The following is a 15,489-nucleotide window of genomic DNA, read 5'->3' as shown; positions in this document are numbered from 1 at the left end:
GGCACGTCTCCGTTCGAGGTACTGAGACCAATGACCGAAGCGACGACTCCAGCCGAGACGACCGCCGCGCTGAAAGAGCGCGCCGGCGTCGTCAACGCGCTGCTCGACGGCACCCAGACGGTACTCGTACGCCATCCGACGCTCGATCCGGGAACGATCGACGAACGGTTCGTCCTGTATCCGGCCTACAGCCATCAGGAGCCCGCCAGGTATCAGTCTCGGTACGCGGACTACTACCACCGAGCGAGCGCGAAGCCCGACGCGGGGCTGCCGATCCGAGCCGTCGTCGACGTCCGCGAGGAGTACACCGTTTCGGCCTCGGAGGACGACCTCGAGTCGCTCGCGCGCCACTACGTCTACTCTCCCGACGGCCTGTGCGACAAGTACGATCCGGACGACGGCCTGCGGGTGTTGTTGCTCCGCGTGAGCGAACTCGAGTCGCCCCGACTCATCGAGGAACGCGGGAGCTATCGGGGCTGTCGCGCGTGGATCGACCTCGCGGACGACGTCGAGGTCGATACCAACGCGGCGACGCCGGTACTCGACGACGCGACGTTCGCCGAGCGGCGGGCCGCGGTTCGGGACGCTCTCGACTGACTCGGCTTCCCCGACGAGTTTAATGGCACGAACTCGTTATATCCGTCTCCCCACGATGACCGACGACACTGACCACGACACCGAGACGCACCTACAAGAAGCGCTTCGACATCTCGGCGAAGCACAAAAAGGTAATCTCAGGAAGACGAACGCAGTCGCGCTCGAGGAAGTCACGAACACGGTGTCGACGGTGCTTCGCGAGCACGAACAGGACGAGTAACTGTCAGTATTTATTACCTGGCGGAGCGTTCGCTCGCCTACGATGTCGGCTGAACCGAGACGCGATTCGATCGGGTGGGCGAACCGATGATCGAGGCGCGGTTCCGTATGCAGTTACCGACCGACATCTGGATCCACGAGGTGTCGACGTCGTTTCCGGAGGCAACGTTCAAACTGCTCACGGGCGTTCCGCTGGGCGACAGGGCACTGGAGGTCGGCGAGATCACGACCGCCGATCCCGAGGCCGCTGGCGACGCCGTCAGAGAGCATCCGGACGTCGTCGCGTACGATCGTCTGTACGTCGACGAGCAACGGATTATCGCACGGTACGAGGCGGTCGAACAACAGCTCTACGAGTTCCTCGGCGACTCGTCGCTCCCGCCGAAATTCCCCGTTCGGTTCGAAAACGGCGCCATGGAGTTCGATATGATCGCGACACGGGACCAGTTCGAACTGATGGGGGCGGGATTAGATGCCGGCGGCTACGAGTACGAACTCCTCTCGATCGTCGAGGGCCGGAATCCGGAGACGCTCCTGACCGAGCGCCAGCGCGAGTGCCTGACCGTCGCCCTTCGCGAAGGGTATTTTCACGTCCCGCGGTCGTGTACGCTGGCGGAGGTGGCCGACCAGCTCGACGTGGACAAATCGACCGCGAGCGAGACGATTCGCCGCGGATCCGCTCGCGTCCTCGAGTGGTTCCTCATCGAGGGTAGTTCGCGCTGATCCTCGCCGCGGATAACCCCACTCGGAAACCGACTGCAGGCCCGCCCGCTGCGAACGCGAACCACCGATCGGACCGCGGAAGCGGGGGCGACACCGCATCGAACCGACCGTATCCACTCGGCGACTCGCGTCGTCGTGGGGACGTGTTGTTCGTCTCGAGTCGACTCCGCTCGAGCGCACACCAACATGTTGGGCGAATCCATAGGCGATCCCCGACCGCACGTAGCGTATGGACGAATTTCGGAACGAACGCAGCGGTACGGGATCGGCGGCACAATTCGTTCGGTGGGATGGGCCGCGGCTCGCCGTCAGGGAACTCGCGCGTCGAAACGCCGTTCTCTGCGGGGTCGCCGCCCTGCAGACGGCGTTGCTCGTCGCGTTTCTCGCCGGTATTGCGCTCGATCCGCGAACGGTCGGGGGCGATCCGGTCTGGCTCAAACCCGCAACGTTCGCGGGCTCGATCGCCCTGTTCACCGCAACGTTCGGCTGGATCGGGTATCACCTGCCGGTCTCCGAGCGGTTTCTCCGGCGGGTGTCGATCGGAATCGCCGCCGCGGCGATCATCGAGATTGTGCTGATCGGCGGTCAAGCGGGCCGCGGCGTCGAGTCTCACTTCAACGACTCGACGCTCCTCGACCAATCGGTCTACGCGATCATGGGAGTAACGATCGTCGTCATGACCGCCCTCGTCGCCTGGCTCCTCGTTCGGTCGTGGCGGCGCGAGTTCGACGTCGCTCCCGCGTTCGCGTGGGGCATTCGAGCCGGAATCGCCCTGTTCGTCGTCGGCGCGTTCGAAGGGGGTGCGATGGTGGCGCTCGAGACCGCCGCCCTCGGATCCGGCCAGACCGTTCCCGTCACCGGGTGGGTGCTGAGCGGCGACTTTCGCGTCGCACACTTCGCGGGACTGCACGCGCTGCAGGCACTCCCGCTCGTCGGCTACCTGGCTGCGGTCGCGGCCGAACGCGGCTCGCTCGAGCGACCGGTACGAATCGTTCGTCTCGTAGGAGGGGTGTATGCGCTGGTGCTGCTCGCGCTGTTTCTCCACGCGCTGACTCCCGTTATTTGGTGACCGATCCGCGGATCCCGTCGACAGCGAACCGAGCCCGCCGGTCGCTTACACTGGCTGTCGAACGGCCAGCACGACCAGATCCGAAAACGGCGTGTCCGCTTTGCCGGTCCCGCCGGCGTGTTCGGCTAGCTCGGCGAGGGTAAACCGGTGGATCCGCTCGTCATCGTGGGTCAGATTTTCGCACACCAGCGCCTCGAGAGCCGGCTCCGCGCCGTTCTCGAGCAAAAACTGAGCGATATCGCCGGGCATTCGGTCGTAGGGCCGCGGGAGCACGAGCAGGTGGCGGTCGCGGACCGCGTTCGCGAGGCGGTCCATGTCGGCCGTGAGGTCGCCGCTCTTGTGTAGCGTGACGAACTCGGTGTCCTCCATCGGCGTCCGAGCGCGGCTGGCGGCCATCTGGAGGGAGGAGATGCCGGGAATGACCCGAACTGGAATTTCGGGATCCTCGTGCTCGACCGCGTCCTGCACCTTCCCGACGAACTGGTACCCCGAGTGATTCGGGTCCCCCATCGCGACCGCAGTCCCCGACTCGCCCGCGGCGACGCGCTCGCCGAACGCCTCGAGCGCGTCGGCTTCGTCTTTGTAGCCACAGGTCAGTAGATCGGCGTCGGTCAGGTCCTCGACGAACTCGACGACGGTGGTGAAGCCGACGACGACGTCGGCCGTCTCGATCGCGCGCCGACCGCGCGGCGTGAGGTACTCCTGATTGCCCGGCCCGACGCCGACGGCGTAGACCGGATCGTCCGTTTCTTCGTCGATATCCGGTTCCGCAACTCCCGCGGCGAACGTCGCCGGATCCGGTCCGGACTCGAGGTCGTACTCGCCGCTCATGGGTTCTCGCCGTCTTCGTCGTCTTCGTCGCCGGCGGCTCTCGCGGCCCGTTCCTCAGCCGTCACCTCCAGTTCGAGAGTCTCTGTTCGAACGTCTTTCGCGACGTGGATCAGCTCGTTCGTCAGCGCGGCGGCGAGGCCGCTGCCGCCGCGTCGGCCGACGTTCGTGATCGCCGGGACGTTGTACGCCTCGCTGACCTCGCGGATGCGCTTTCGGCTCTCCTCGGCCTTGACGAAGCCGACGGGGGTCGCGACGATGGCGGCGGGTCGGGTGCCGTTCTCGATACAGTCCGCGAGGGCGAAGGCTGCGGTCGGCGCGTTTCCGATCGTCGCGATCGCGCCGTCGTAGACGCCCTGCTTGTCCAACTCGAGTACCGAGGCTGCGGTGCGGGTCATCCCCGTTTCCTTCGCCAGTTCGGCGCCGTTGCCGATCGCCTTGCGCTTCTCGCAGTTGTGGCCGCGGCCGGTGATCCCGGCCTTGGACATCGTGATGTCCGTGACGATGGTGGTCTCCTCGAGCACCGCTCGAGCGCCGGCGCGGACGGGCGCGTCCTCGTCGTCACCGAGGTCGTCGCTCCCGGTGAACTCGATCAGGTGCTGGAACTCGATGTCGCCCATCGAGTGGACGGACTTCTGCCGAATCCGGTCGGCGAGCGTCTCGTCGGGCACGAACTGCCGGACGATGTCCATGCTGGTCTCTGCGATGTCCATCGCGTTCTGCGTCGTCGCTCCCAGATCGGCGTACTCCTTCTCGAACTCCTGATCACTCTCAGTCATCGGTGGTCACCTCCGCGTCGGCGTCCGCGCCGACCGCCTCGTTCGTCGTCCGCGCCTCGAGGTCACCCTCGACCTCGAGATTCAGGTCGCGTAATCGATCGACCGTCTCGTCGTCGGCGTCCCAGAGGTCGCGCTCGATCGCCTCGAGTAAGGTGTCCGTGATGGATTCCAGCGCCCACGGGTTGACGTCGCGCATCCACTCCTGGCGCTCCTCGTCGAAGGCGAACTTTGCGGCGACCTCGTTCCAGAGGGTATCCGAGACGACGCCGGTCGTCGCGTCCCAGCCGAGCGTCACGTCGACCGTCGTCGAAAGGTCGCCGGCACCCTTGTAGCCGTGCTCCTCCATGGACTCGAGCCAGTCGGGGTTGAGCACGCGGGCGCGCATCGCCTTGCGGACCTTTTCCTCGTTGGTGTAGACGTCGACGTTGTCCGGATCCGAGGAGTCGCCGACGTAAGAGGCGGGCTCCTCGCCCGAAATCTCGGACACGGCGGAGATGAAGCCGCCGTGGAAGGCGTACCAGTCCGAGGAGTCGAACTCGTCCTGTTCCATCGTGTCCTCGATCTTGACGGTGGCGTCGACGCTCGAGAGGCGGCGCTCGAAGGATGCGTGGGCGTCAGAGACGCGACCGCGCGAACCCATTGCGTAGCCGCCCCACTGGACGTAGACGTTAGCGAGGTCCGAACGGTCGTCCCAGTTGCCTTCGTCGACCGCCTTGTTCGTCCCGGCGCCGTAGCCGCCGGGCTTGGTTGTGAAGACGCGGTGTTTCGCGGCCTTCCGCGCGTCCGATTCGTCGAGGTCCTCCTCTTCCTGCAGTTCGTTGGCTTCCTCCTCGACGTGTTTTTTAACGTAGTTCATCGCGTGCGGTTCGTCGAGGTCGACCACGGCGTCGACGGCGTCGTGGACCACGCCCGCCGCGGCGGGGAAGGCGTCCCGGAACAGCCCCGAGACGCGCGTCGTCACGTCCACTCGCGGGCGATCGAGTTCCTCGAGCGGGATCGGCTCGACGTCGTCGATTCGGCCGGCGTCGGTCCACTTCGGTTCGACGCCCATCATCGCGAGCACCTGGGCGATGGTCTCGCCGCGGGTGCGGACCGTGGGAGTGCCCCAGGCGACGACGCCGATCTCCTCGGGGTACCCCCCTTCTTCAGAGTGATGTCGCTCGAGCACACCTTCTGCAACCTCCGTTCCGACCTGCCAGGCTGCCTTCGCGGGCACCTTGCGGGGATCGAGCGTGTAGAAGTTCCGCGCCGTCGGGAGCAGATCGACGCCGCCGCGGGTCGGCGCACCCGATCCGCCCGGCGGCACGTACTCGCCCGAGAGCGCGTCTACGGTGCGCGGGACCTCGTCTTCGGCCCCCTGCACGCGGGGCTGGGCTTCCTCGCAGATGTACGAAAGCGCCTTCCGAAGGTCGTCGTGGGCTCCCGACTTCGCTCGGCCGTCGCCGATCGTCTCGAGGTCGACGATCAAGAGGTTCATATTTACTTCATCGTCGGGACCGCCCTCGAGTTCGGAGACCGGCACGTCGAAATCGTGCTCGGCCAGGGTCTCGATCAGGTCGATGCTCGTCTCGTAGACCACGTCTGCGGCCTCGGCGTAGGTCATCCCCAGACCCTCGTCGTACTCGCCGGGCGCGTTCAGCATCGTCTCGTAGTCGACGCCCAGCGCGCCGGCCACGCTCTCGCGCAGGCTCGGCGCGCCGGGGTTCTCGAGGCGCGTCAGTGCGACGAGGTACTCGGTTAGGCGCTCGTCGGCCGGCGGCTCCGACATGGTGTGCAGCCCCAGCCGGATCTGAGTCGTCTTGACGTCCGTGAGGTACTCGTGGATGCGCTCGACGAGGTCGTCGATCGAGAGGTCGTCTCCGGTGACATCGCCCTCCGCAAGCGTCGACCCGGCTTCGTCGGGGCCGCGAACGTCGGTTTTCTCGTCGATCGTTCCTGCGATCCCAAGTTCGACCGCGAGATCCAGTTCCTCGACTTTCTCCCGAATGAGGTCCTCGAGGTGTTGGCCGTCGTCGGTGCGGGCGTCTTCCATGCCCGCTTCGCGATACTGGTTCGCGAGTTCCTCGAGTTCGGATAGCTCGTCGTACGTCCCGGCGTTTCGCATGACGGGCGTGAGGTAGTCGACGATAGCGGCGTAGGACCGACGCTTGGCCTGCGTCCCCTCGCCGGGGTTGTTGACGATGTAGGGGTAGACGTTCGGGATGTCGTCGATCAGTTGATCGGGCGCGCTCTCGCCGTTGAGTCCGACCGTTTTGCCCGGGAGCCACTCGAGACTGCCGTGGGTGCCCAGATGGACGACGCCGTCGGCCTCGAACTCGTTGCGCAGCCAGCCGTAGAAGGCGTAGTAGTCGTGTGGGGGCTGGAGGTCGGAGTCGTGGTAGACCTTCGAGGGATCCATGCCGAATCCGCGCGGGGGTTGGACCGTGACGAGGACGTTTCCGAACTCGACACCAGGAATGGCGAACGGACGGTCCGGAGGATCGCCCCACTCCTCGACGATGTTCTCCCGGAATCGCTCGTCGGCGTCTGCGAACCAGTCCGCGTAGGTGTCGGCGGAGACGACGTCGACCGACAGGTCCCGGACGTCCTCGGGGGCGACCCAGCGGTCCTCGAGCGTAAGCTGTGCGGTCAGTTTCTCCACGAGCGACTGCCCGCTGTCGGGCATGTCGTCCCCGAGGTCGTACCCTCGAGTCTCGAGTTCCTCGAGCAAGTTCACCGTCGACTCCGGACTATCGAGTCCGAACGCGGTGCCGATCCCGTCGTCGCTCGGCGGATAGTTGTGCAGGACGACGGCAACCTGCTTCTCCTCGTTGGGCGTATGCCGGAGTTCGGCCCAGTTGACCGCGAGCCGCGTCGCGTGATCGACGCGCTCTTCGATGGGGTAGTGGTGTTTCGGTGCGCTGCCGATGCCGGCCTCGTCGTCGGTGCGCTCCTTGCCCGAGATCGGGTGCGTGATGATGTTGCCGTCGAACTCTGGGAGCGCGACGGAGAGCGCGAGTTCGAAGCCCATTACGCCCGTGTCGCTGGACTCGTAGCGCGACCGAGAGCGCATCGTGGTGATCGTCTGCAGGACGGGAACCCCGAGCCGGTCGAGGAAGACGTCCTCCGCGGAACTGCCCTCGTCGTCGGCGCTGCGGCCGCGTTCGTCCATCGAGAGCGAGAACATAAACGAGGAGAGGACGGCGTCGACGACGGGCTGGCCATCGTCACCGATGAGCCAGTTGTCCGTCACCCACTCCGCATCCTCCTGTTCGTCCGTATCCGTGGCTGGATTACAGAAAATCGGCAACGCGTTTGCGCCCTGTTCCTCGAGGGCTCGAACCTGCGCGTCGACGTACCGAGTGTTTTCATGGGTCCAGTGGGACTCGTAGAACCAGACCGCGACGGTCGGCCTGTCCGGGTCGTGGGTCTCGAGCAGTTCCTCGTACCCGGCGCCGGGGTAGTCCGGGTGGTAGACGCCCTCCGTCGGCAGTTCGGCGGGGTCGTCGTACTCCGTATCGCGGTCCGCGTACTCGGCGACGAGGAAGCGACACAGGTTCTCGACGTTGATCGTCCCTCCCTTCTCCAGATAGTCGTAGACTCGATCGCGGTGGGCCTCGCCGACCGTCGTATCCTCGACGGCGAAGGCGTCGCCAGTCGCCTTGACCACCAGCGGCACGCCCGCGACCTCGAGCGCTCCCGTCGCGTAGTCGTAGCCCGGCATGCTGTCTTCGGCCCCGTGGAGCCAGAAGATCGCCGCCGCGGCGTCGCGCAGTTCCTCGACGAACGCCTCGATATCGGATTCGTCCTCGAGGTCGCTCTCCGAGCGAACGACCAGGTCGACCTCCGGAAGGCGCTCGGCGGCCCGGCCGATCGAGCCGAGTTCGTTCTCCGTCGCGGTGTAAATCCCGATCGTTGTCATCATGTTTTTAAACCTCTGTTGTATTAGCTCAAGTATGGTTGCAGAGTCCGGGGGCAAAAAGCTGTCGTCACTCCCCTTTCCGGCCATCGTCGGGCAGGACGATCTCAAGCGCGTGCTGCTCGCCGTCGCGGCCAACGACGCGCTCGACGGCGCCCTTATCGCCGGCGAAAAAGGCACCGCGAAATCGACCGCCGTCCGAGGTCTCGTGGATCTGCTCCCCGACCAGCGGGTCGTCGCGGACTGTCCGTACGGCTGCGCGCCCGACGATACGGGCCGGCAGTGTGCCGACTGCCGCGAACGCGACGCCGACGAATTGCCGGTCGAAACCCGTCCCGTTCCGCTCGTGACGCTTCCCCTCGGGGCGACTCGAGACCGCGTCGTCGGCACCCTCTCCGTCGAGGACGCGCTGGCGGGCGAGGCCGATTTCGATCCCGGTCTGTTGGCGCGAGCGAACCGCGGTATTCTCTACGTCGACGAGGTGAACCTGCTCGACGACCACCTGGTGGACGTTATTCTCGACGCGGCGGCGAGCGGCGTCAACACCGTCGAGCGGGACGGGATCAGCGTCTCACACCCCGCGGGGTTTACCCTTATCGGGACGATGAACCCCGAGGAGGGCGACCTCCGCCCCCAGTTGCGGGATCGCTTCGCCCTGCAGGCGACCGTCGAGGGCTGCCGGGAGGTCGACGATCGCGTCGAGATCATCGATCGGGCGCTCGAGTCCTTTGGCTCCAGTGCTGCCGACGATTCTGTCGATGCCGACGATCCGGACGACGGAACAGCGTACGCCGACGATGTCGCGGCACTCCGAAACACACTGGCGGCCGCTCGAGACCGGCTCCCGGCGGTCACCCTCCCCGCCGAGTTCAAAGCGGAGATCGCCGAACTCTGTCTCGAGGCCGGCGTCGACGGCCACCGTGGCGACGTCGCGACCGCTCGAACCGCGATGACGCTGGCCGCGCTCGACGGGCGGACGACGGTCATCGAGCCGGACCTCCACGAGGCGGCGACCTACACCTTGCCACACCGACTCCGGAGCACTCCCTTCGAGGACGAACCGGAGCTTGATGACCTGCTCGAGGATCGGTTCGACGAGGAGGCGTCGGCGGACGGGACCGACGGTGAGGGGAGCGAGGACGGCGAAAACGGAGAGGCCGATGAGACGGAAACCGACGGCCGAGACGAGGATGAGCCGGACGCCGGGCCCGACGACGAACGGGGAGAGGGCGACGACGGAAATGATTCTGGCGCCGGGGGCAGAGACAACGACTCCGACGAGCCGGGTACCGATGGCGACGGCGACGACGGGTCGGGCGATTCCGATGTCGACCGTCGACCCGAGGACGCCGACCGACCGGATAGCGGCGAGCCGTCCCCCGCCCAGGCCGACGCTGGTGACGGCGAGGGCGGCGAGTCGGACGAGACCGACGACTCGAGTCACGATACCGACGATGCTGACGACGGTGGCGAGGAAGACGAAGAGGCCCAGCCGCTGGTTCCCGGCCAACGGCGGGGCGAGACCGCCGGCGTCGGGGAGGCGCGGGCTCCCGATCTCGAGTCGCCGGAGCTCGAGGATCGAAACGCCGCCGACGGTGGTGGCTCCCGAGCGAGTACGACGCCGAGCGTCGATAACCGCGGCGCTCGAGTCCGAACGGAGCCCACCTCGGGCGACGGCCCCATCGACGCAGCGGCCTCCGTTCGCGCCGCCGCGGCCCGCGGCGACTCGCGCGTCGGCGAGCGGGACCTCAAGCGGTCGGTTCGGGCCGGCGAGACGTCGGTGACGATCGTCTTCGCGGTCGACGCCAGCGCCTCGATGCGACCCGCGATGCGGACCGCGAAGGGGGTCGTCCTCGAACTCCTGCGGGATAGCTACCAGCAGCGCGATCGGGTTGCGTTCGTCGCCTTCGCCGGCGAGGGCGCCGACGTGTTGTTGCCGCCGACCGACAGCGTCTCACTAGCCGCCCGCCACCTGAAGGAACTGCCGTCGGGCGACCGAACGCCGCTTCCCGCCGGTCTCGAGACCTCGAGAACGGTCCTGGAGCGCACGGAGACGGACGCGTCGGTCGTCGTCCTCGTGACGGACGGGCGAGCGAACGTCGCCGACGGGAGTCCGACCGAGGCCACTCGTCGGGCCGCGAGCGCACTCGGCGCGAGCGGGGCGACCGTGCTCGTCGTCGACGCCGGCGACGACTCCCGGGCCGGGCTCTCGGAACTGGTCGCGACGGAAGCCGGCGGGGAGGTCGTTGCACTCGAATCGCTATCGGCCGAAACGGTCCGTGCGGCGGCGAATCGCGCCGTCTCGGACGACGGAGGATCGTAACGGGGCTCGAGTCTTCCCCCCGATCCGTCGCGTCGTTCGATCCGTGAGCTGCAACCCGCCCTTCTATACTGCGTCGGTCCCTACCCTCGTCGATGGCAGAACTCTCGCTCGAGGACGGTACGCTCTGGTATGACGCCCGCGGCGACGGCCGGCCGCTGGTCTTCATCCACGGCGGTTGGATGAACGGGCAGGCCTGGCGGCCGCAGGTCGAGCGCTTTGCGGACGACTACCGTGTGATCACGCTCGACGTGCGCGGCCACGGGAAGACGGGGGCGACCGAGCCGAATCAGTATTCGATCGAGCTCTTCGCCGACGATCTCGAGGCGCTACTTTCGGAACTCGACCTCGAGGAGCCGATCCTCTGTGGACTCTCGCTCGGGTCGATGGTCGTCCAGGAGTACATGGATCGCCACCCCGACGCCGCGGCGGGGGCCATCCTGGGCGGGGCGGTCCGTTCGATGCCGCCGGTGGAGCTGCCGCCGGGGATGAAGCCGTTCGTCTCCCCGCTGCCGGCGCTGACGACCTCACTGTCGCTGACGGGGCCGGAGACGACGTTCCGATCGATGCTGCTGTCGATTCGGGCGACGACCGGTGAGCGGTGGCTGTCGGTGAACCCGGAGGTGCGATCGACCGCGATGGACGCGGTCGGCGAAATCTCTCGCGACGAGTTCCGGAAGGTGTTCGGCGCGCTCTACCGGTACGAACCTTCGGACCTCTCACACGTCGAGACGCCGACGCTCGTCGTTCACGGTGAGCAGGAGGCTCCACTGGTCAAACAGCAGGGACGCCAGCTCGTCGCGGAAGTATCGGACGGCGAGCACCTGGAACTGTCCGGGTCGGGCCACCTGGTCAATCAGGACCGCCCGGACGCGTTCAACACCGCGAGCGCGACGTTTGTCGAGGACAGATACGCGGCGTAGCGCGGGCTCCCGGTTCGGATCGCCGTCGGTCGCGTTCTCCGTGCGTTCGTCCGAGTCGAATCGAATCGCGGCCGGCGGCGTCGAGCGACGACGGATCGTCACGGAAATCGGAGACTCACGGCGGGGGACTCCCAACGTGTTTTGGCAATGATGAAAAGGTCAGGGCGCACAAACGACTATCACGGGCCGTCTCGAACGATCACTCGGTCCTAACCCGCTGCACTCGAGTACCCATGAGTAGTAATTGTCCGGAGTCAGACGCGTCGGCAACGCCGAGCGAGCACTGGTCGAGCATCTCGAAACACGTCGTCAACAGCTACGTCGAAGCCAACAACGCGCTGTTCGCCGCGATGGGGTTCCCCCAGTCCGGCGAGAACGATAGCGGAACGCCGGGAACGCAACAGCCGCCGGAAACCGCCTCGGAATCGGTTACCGAACTCGCGTTCGGCGACGAAGCGTGGTTAATGGAGCGGTCCGCCGAGCGTCCGGACGAACTCGACGTCGGCGACTACGTCCAGTTTACCAAACCGATCGAAGAGACCGACGTCTCCGCGTTCGCCCAGGTATCGGGTGACACCAACCGGCTTCACCTCGAGTCGGAGTTCGCCGAGGGGACCCAGTTCGGCGGCCGAATCGCCCACGGCACGCTCGTCGCCGGGACGATCAGCGCCGCGCTGGCTCGCTTCCCCGGGCTGACGGTCTATCTCTCCCAGGACCTCGAGTTCCACGCGCCCGTCGAAATCGGCGAGACCGTCACCGCCAACTGCGAGATTGTCGAGGTCCTCGGCGGGGATCGGTACCGACTCCACACGACGGTCGAGACCGTCGACGAGGAGACGGTGATCGACGGCGAAGCGATCGTCGTGATTCAGGACCTTCCGGAGGACGAGGACTGAGCGGTAGTAGGCGGCGGTACTGACGGAAGACGACGGCGGTACTGGCAGAAGCAGTACGGTCACTAGCTCGGCGGCAACAGTCGATTTCGACGTAGTGTGAACGCTCGAGCGATCGAGCTCGTTTCGGTAATTGTTGGCAAGCGAAATATCCCTCTCGAGACTCGAGAGTCCCCGTTTTCCGGAGTGTTCCACAGACCGGTCCCGCCACTGACTCCGAAGACCCAAAATACCTTGGAGCAATGATGATGCCCGACCGTGTCGTATTGTGCGTTGATGAGTAGGTCAGAATCGGAGTCGAGGATCGTAGCGGTGTGTCGCTCCTGCGAGTCGGTGTTCGTCTCCGAGCAGAAGCCGGACGGGACGATCAGACCGATCGGCGTCTCGGAAGACTGTACGTGCGGAGACGGCGACTTCCGTCGGGTGACCCCGTCGGGAGACGCCGATCCCACGGGGTACGGCGGCCCGACGGTGGCGCGATCGTCGGATTAACAGTCGCGGTAGCGCGGAGTCGAACGATGCGATCGTTCTCGAGACTTACAGAAGGGCGAGTGGCTTCTACGGCCGGAGAAAGATTGGGACGGCTCAGCGTCGGCTACGCAGCGAGGAATCGAACCGAAAGCGCGGTTTCCTCGTTGGGATCGGAGTGGGAGTCGGGGTCAGAATCGGAATCGGAGTCGAAATCGGAATCGGCGTCAGAATCACCCACGATTCGGGCCCCGTGCCCCTCGCCGACGCGCTCGTAACGCGAGTACGATTTCGATATCGGTGACCTCTTCGAGGCTGTTAGCGCTGGTTTTCTGTACAGAGTGACTTCCCCTCAATTCGGAAGTGTGAGGATGTTAAGAGAGTCGATAGCGGCTCCGAAACCCAATCGCTCATCGAAACACGCGCCGCTCACGGGTAAGATCGCTGACTGCAGAAAGGGGGGGGGATGGGGGTGGCAGGCAAGACCCGTTCAGTGCGTGTATGGCGCAGTGGATGATGTGGCGTGGGTCTTGCCGTACACCATGGTAGCGGTGGAAGATGCATAGAACTGGCCCCAAACTGTTTTGGGTGGTCCGCGTATCGCGGCCGCACGGCGAACTGAGCACGCCGTCGACTCGAGCAATTGGCCTCGAGTCAGGGTCGCGATTTCGCGGGAAACCCGTCCCTGCGCCTCGAGGCACGTTCTCGCTTCCGGCAGGTCTCGTGGCGAATCCGGCGATTCCGGTCTCGAGCCCGGACCCGTATCTGGTTCTGATCACGATCTCGATTCCATCCTCGACCGTACCCGGAAAACCGATAGTAAATTGAAACGGCTCTTCGAAGCGCCGGTATGACCATCGACTGGGACAGGATCTCCCACATCACGAAAGTCGACCCAGCGAAACCGTTACCGTCAGATCTCGATGTTCTCGAGGGGACCGATCTGGTCCTCGTCGGTGGCTCCGACGACGTCACCGAGGCCAACACGCTCGCGGCGATCCGCTCGGTCAAGGACGCGTTCCCGTCGATGCCGGTCTTCCAGGAGCCGTACAGTTCCGCACACGTGTCGAAGGAAACGATCGAAACCGCCGACTCGGTCGCGGTGCCGGCCGTCTACAACGGCGACCGGAACCACTTCGTGGGCAAGCACGTCGATCTCTTCACCGAAGTCGGGCGCAAGCCCGAGTCCCTGCTCGGGAGCGGACTGCCGGTCGTCGGGGACCTCATCGCGTCGAAAGGCGTCGACGCGATCAGCGAACTCACGACGAACGTGATCGGCGAGGGGTACGTAGTCCAGCACCTCGAATCGACCGCCGCGACGACCTCGGGCGTCGAGACGACGTACACGTCCGAGCAGGTCGCCGGCGCCGCGCTCGCGACGGAGGCGTTCTACGGCTTTCCGATCTTCTACGTCGAATACTCCGGGACTTACGGCGGGCCCGAGGACGTCGCCGCCGCCGCTCGCTACCTCGAGGAGACGACGCTGCTCTACGGCGGCGGAATCGACAGTCAGTCGAAGACCAGCGAGATCCTCGCGGCCGGCGCGGACGCGGTCGTCGTCGGCGATTGTTTCCACGATGATCCCGAGACGTTCCGGGAAACGATTCCGGAGTAGCGGCTCGGACCGTCCGTCCGACTTCTCACTGGTCGGTTCGAACGGAGGCCGTCAGTCCGTCGGCGCCGACCCGAAGGGTCACGCTCTCGAGGATCGCCCGGTACCGTCTGTAGTGGTTGCCGCCGGCGTCGAACAGCGTCTCCGAGGCGACGAGCCCCGCCCGCTCTAGCTGATCGAGTCGCCGATACACAGTCGGCTTCGAAATCTCTATCTCCACCGCCTCCGCGATTTGCTGGGCGGCCATGGGCTCTTCGTGTATCGTCTGCAGTACCCGGCGCGCGTACCGGTCGCCGAGCAACTCCAGCAGTTCTTCGGACGGCAGCGACTGCGTCTCGTTCGAAATCCCGTCCACGTTCATCGTCCCGATATCCGTTCCGGCCGTGCCAAACGGTTCGCACGGAGCATTTCGCAATTTTATAAGTGGCAGGTCCGAGACGGGACGTACGAGGGACTCCGATGGAAACCGTTCGAATCGCGATCACGCACACGGAGACGACGATCCACCCGATCCACTCGGTCGTCTGTAACTCCGACGCGCTGTCTCGAGAGCTGTTGCTGTACTTCACGATCGACGACGGGTTCGAGACGGCGATCAACTACGTCGAAGGGGACCCGGCGGCGTACGAAGAGGCGCTCCGTACGGACCTCGATATCGACGACTACGAGGTGTACCCGGACGGGAACGACGGCTGCTATTCGTACCTTCGAAACGAACTCGATACGTACAACTGGGACCTCGCGGCTGCGTTTCAGCGCGAGACGCTCGGCGTTATTCCGCCGATCGAGTGTCTGCCGGATCGGCGCATGATCGTTTCGCTCGTGGTCACGTCCGAGGACTTCCGTCGCATACGCGAGGAGGTACCGAACGAGCTGTCGGTCGACGTCATCTCCGTCGGGTCGGTGCCACAGGTCAGCCGGAGTCGACTCACGGCCACCCAACGAGAGACGATCCGGACGGCCTGGGAACTCGGCTATTACGAAATCCCGCGCGAAGCGACGCTGCAGGATCTCGCGGAGAGACTCGACGCGTCGGTTTCGACCGTGTCCGATCTGTTGCGACGCGGACAAGCCAGTCTCGTCGCCGCGGAACTGGGCGTCGCCAGACACGGCCGTTCGGAGTAGGGCAGCGGCTCATCTTCCAGTACTCTTACAGACCG

The 15,489-nt window shown here is 65.6% G+C and carries 14 protein-coding genes; 10 read left to right on the top strand and 4 right to left on the bottom strand.

Annotation, left to right across the window (positions count from 1 at the left end; all coding sequences use genetic code 11):
- The first annotated feature begins 30 nt into the window (after positions 1-30).
- The 4 genes from GS429_RS02880 (at position 31) to GS429_RS02870 (ending at position 2,608) form a co-directional block, all read left to right on the top strand.
- Positions 31-597, top strand: a complete 567-nt coding sequence (locus GS429_RS02880; RefSeq protein ID WP_160062525.1) for a DUF1802 family protein — start codon at positions 31-33, stop codon at positions 595-597.
- Between the two features lie 55 nt (positions 598-652).
- Positions 653-817: a hypothetical protein gene (locus GS429_RS21705; RefSeq protein WP_201293947.1), complete on the top strand. Its 165-nt coding sequence runs from the start codon at positions 653-655 to the stop codon at positions 815-817.
- Between the two features lie 107 nt (positions 818-924).
- Entirely contained in the window at positions 925-1,539 is a 615-nt protein-coding gene (locus GS429_RS02875) for a helix-turn-helix domain-containing protein (protein WP_235920717.1), read from the top strand.
- A gap of 229 nt (positions 1,540-1,768) precedes the next feature.
- Positions 1,769-2,608, top strand: a complete 840-nt coding sequence (locus GS429_RS02870; protein ID WP_160062521.1) for a hypothetical protein — start codon at positions 1,769-1,771, stop codon at positions 2,606-2,608.
- A gap of 45 nt (positions 2,609-2,653) precedes the next feature.
- Here GS429_RS02870 and GS429_RS02865 read toward each other — a convergent pair whose 3' ends face one another.
- Genes GS429_RS02865 through cobN form a run of 3 tightly spaced genes read right to left on the bottom strand, consistent with a single transcriptional unit; the run spans position 2,654 to position 8,116 of the window.
- On the bottom strand, positions 2,654-3,439 hold the full coding sequence (locus GS429_RS02865) for a cobalt-precorrin-7 (C(5))-methyltransferase (RefSeq protein ID WP_160062519.1): 786 nt from the start codon (positions 3,437-3,439) through the stop codon (positions 2,654-2,656).
- The gene (locus GS429_RS02860; protein WP_160062517.1) at positions 3,436-4,215 is read right to left on the bottom strand and encodes a precorrin-8X methylmutase; all 780 of its coding nucleotides are present in this window, start codon (positions 4,213-4,215) and stop codon (positions 3,436-3,438) included. The genes GS429_RS02865 and GS429_RS02860 overlap by 4 nt, the downstream gene beginning before the upstream one ends.
- Positions 4,208-8,116, bottom strand: a complete 3,909-nt coding sequence (gene cobN, locus GS429_RS02855; RefSeq protein WP_160062649.1) for a cobaltochelatase subunit CobN — start codon at positions 8,114-8,116, stop codon at positions 4,208-4,210. Before cobN ends, GS429_RS02860 begins: the two co-directional genes overlap by 8 nt.
- Positions 8,117-8,150: 34 nt before the next feature.
- On the opposite strand from cobN, the gene GS429_RS02850 reads away from it, so the two are divergent.
- The 5 genes from GS429_RS02850 to GS429_RS02830 all read left to right on the top strand — a co-directional run bounded on the left by GS429_RS02850 (position 8,151) and on the right by GS429_RS02830 (position 14,332).
- Positions 8,151-10,436, top strand: a complete 2,286-nt coding sequence (locus tag GS429_RS02850; RefSeq protein WP_160062515.1) for a VWA domain-containing protein — start codon at positions 8,151-8,153, stop codon at positions 10,434-10,436.
- 92 nt (positions 10,437-10,528) lie between these two features.
- Positions 10,529-11,356 (top strand): alpha/beta fold hydrolase, encoded by an 828-nt coding sequence (locus GS429_RS02845; RefSeq protein WP_160062513.1) that lies wholly within the window; start codon positions 10,529-10,531, stop codon positions 11,354-11,356.
- Positions 11,357-11,589: 233 nt separating this feature from the next.
- Entirely contained in the window at positions 11,590-12,252 is a 663-nt protein-coding gene (locus GS429_RS02840; protein WP_160062511.1) for a MaoC family dehydratase, read from the top strand.
- Positions 12,253-12,525: 273 nt separating this feature from the next.
- Complete coding sequence (locus GS429_RS02835) at positions 12,526-12,741, top strand: hypothetical protein (RefSeq protein WP_160062509.1); 216 nt, start codon at positions 12,526-12,528, stop codon at positions 12,739-12,741.
- Between the two features lie 826 nt (positions 12,742-13,567).
- On the top strand, positions 13,568-14,332 hold the full coding sequence (locus GS429_RS02830) for a geranylgeranylglyceryl/heptaprenylglyceryl phosphate synthase (RefSeq protein WP_160062507.1): 765 nt from the start codon (positions 13,568-13,570) through the stop codon (positions 14,330-14,332).
- A 25-nt stretch (positions 14,333-14,357) separates the two neighbouring features.
- On the opposite strand, the gene GS429_RS02825 is transcribed toward GS429_RS02830, so the two are convergent.
- On the bottom strand, positions 14,358-14,690 hold the full coding sequence (locus GS429_RS02825) for an ArsR/SmtB family transcription factor (protein WP_160062505.1): 333 nt from the start codon (positions 14,688-14,690) through the stop codon (positions 14,358-14,360).
- 98 nt (positions 14,691-14,788) lie between these two features.
- Between GS429_RS02825 and GS429_RS02820 the strand changes: the two genes are divergently transcribed.
- Positions 14,789-15,454 (top strand): helix-turn-helix domain-containing protein, encoded by a 666-nt coding sequence (locus tag GS429_RS02820; protein WP_160062503.1) that lies wholly within the window; start codon positions 14,789-14,791, stop codon positions 15,452-15,454.
- Positions 15,455-15,489 lie beyond the last annotated feature (35 nt).

The sequence above is a fragment of the Natronorubrum halalkaliphilum genome (genome assembly GCF_009834785.1).
Taxonomy (GTDB): Archaea; Halobacteriota; Halobacteria; order Halobacteriales; family Natrialbaceae; genus Natronorubrum; species Natronorubrum halalkaliphilum.
This window is presented reverse-complemented; position numbering and strand designations above follow the sequence as displayed.

Excerpts from the sequence above, each read along its gene's own strand:
- GS429_RS02840 (WP_160062511.1), top strand. The coding sequence starts at position 11,590 with ATGAGTAGTAATTGTCCGGAGTCAGACGCGTCGGCAACGCCGAGCGAG.
- GS429_RS02830 (WP_160062507.1), top strand. The coding sequence starts at position 13,568 with ATGACCATCGACTGGGACAGGATCTCCCACATCACGAAAGTCGACCCA.
- GS429_RS02835 (WP_160062509.1), top strand. The coding sequence starts at position 12,526 with ATGAGTAGGTCAGAATCGGAGTCGAGGATCGTAGCGGTGTGTCGCTCC.
- GS429_RS02880 (WP_160062525.1), top strand. The coding sequence starts at position 31 with ATGACCGAAGCGACGACTCCAGCCGAGACGACCGCCGCGCTGAAAGAG.
- cobN (WP_160062649.1), bottom strand. The coding sequence starts at position 8,116 with ATGACAACGATCGGGATTTACACCGCGACGGAGAACGAACTCGGCTCG.
- GS429_RS02870 (WP_160062521.1), top strand. The coding sequence starts at position 1,769 with ATGGACGAATTTCGGAACGAACGCAGCGGTACGGGATCGGCGGCACAA.
- GS429_RS02845 (WP_160062513.1), top strand. The coding sequence starts at position 10,529 with ATGGCAGAACTCTCGCTCGAGGACGGTACGCTCTGGTATGACGCCCGC.
- GS429_RS02850 (WP_160062515.1), top strand. The coding sequence starts at position 8,151 with ATGGTTGCAGAGTCCGGGGGCAAAAAGCTGTCGTCACTCCCCTTTCCG.
- GS429_RS02820 (WP_160062503.1), top strand. The coding sequence starts at position 14,789 with ATGGAAACCGTTCGAATCGCGATCACGCACACGGAGACGACGATCCAC.
- GS429_RS21705 (WP_201293947.1), top strand. The coding sequence starts at position 653 with ATGACCGACGACACTGACCACGACACCGAGACGCACCTACAAGAAGCG.
- GS429_RS02825 (WP_160062505.1), bottom strand. The coding sequence starts at position 14,690 with ATGAACGTGGACGGGATTTCGAACGAGACGCAGTCGCTGCCGTCCGAA.
- GS429_RS02860 (WP_160062517.1), bottom strand. The coding sequence starts at position 4,215 with ATGACTGAGAGTGATCAGGAGTTCGAGAAGGAGTACGCCGATCTGGGA.
- GS429_RS02865 (WP_160062519.1), bottom strand. The coding sequence starts at position 3,439 with ATGAGCGGCGAGTACGACCTCGAGTCCGGACCGGATCCGGCGACGTTC.
- GS429_RS02875 (WP_235920717.1), top strand. The coding sequence starts at position 925 with ATGCAGTTACCGACCGACATCTGGATCCACGAGGTGTCGACGTCGTTT.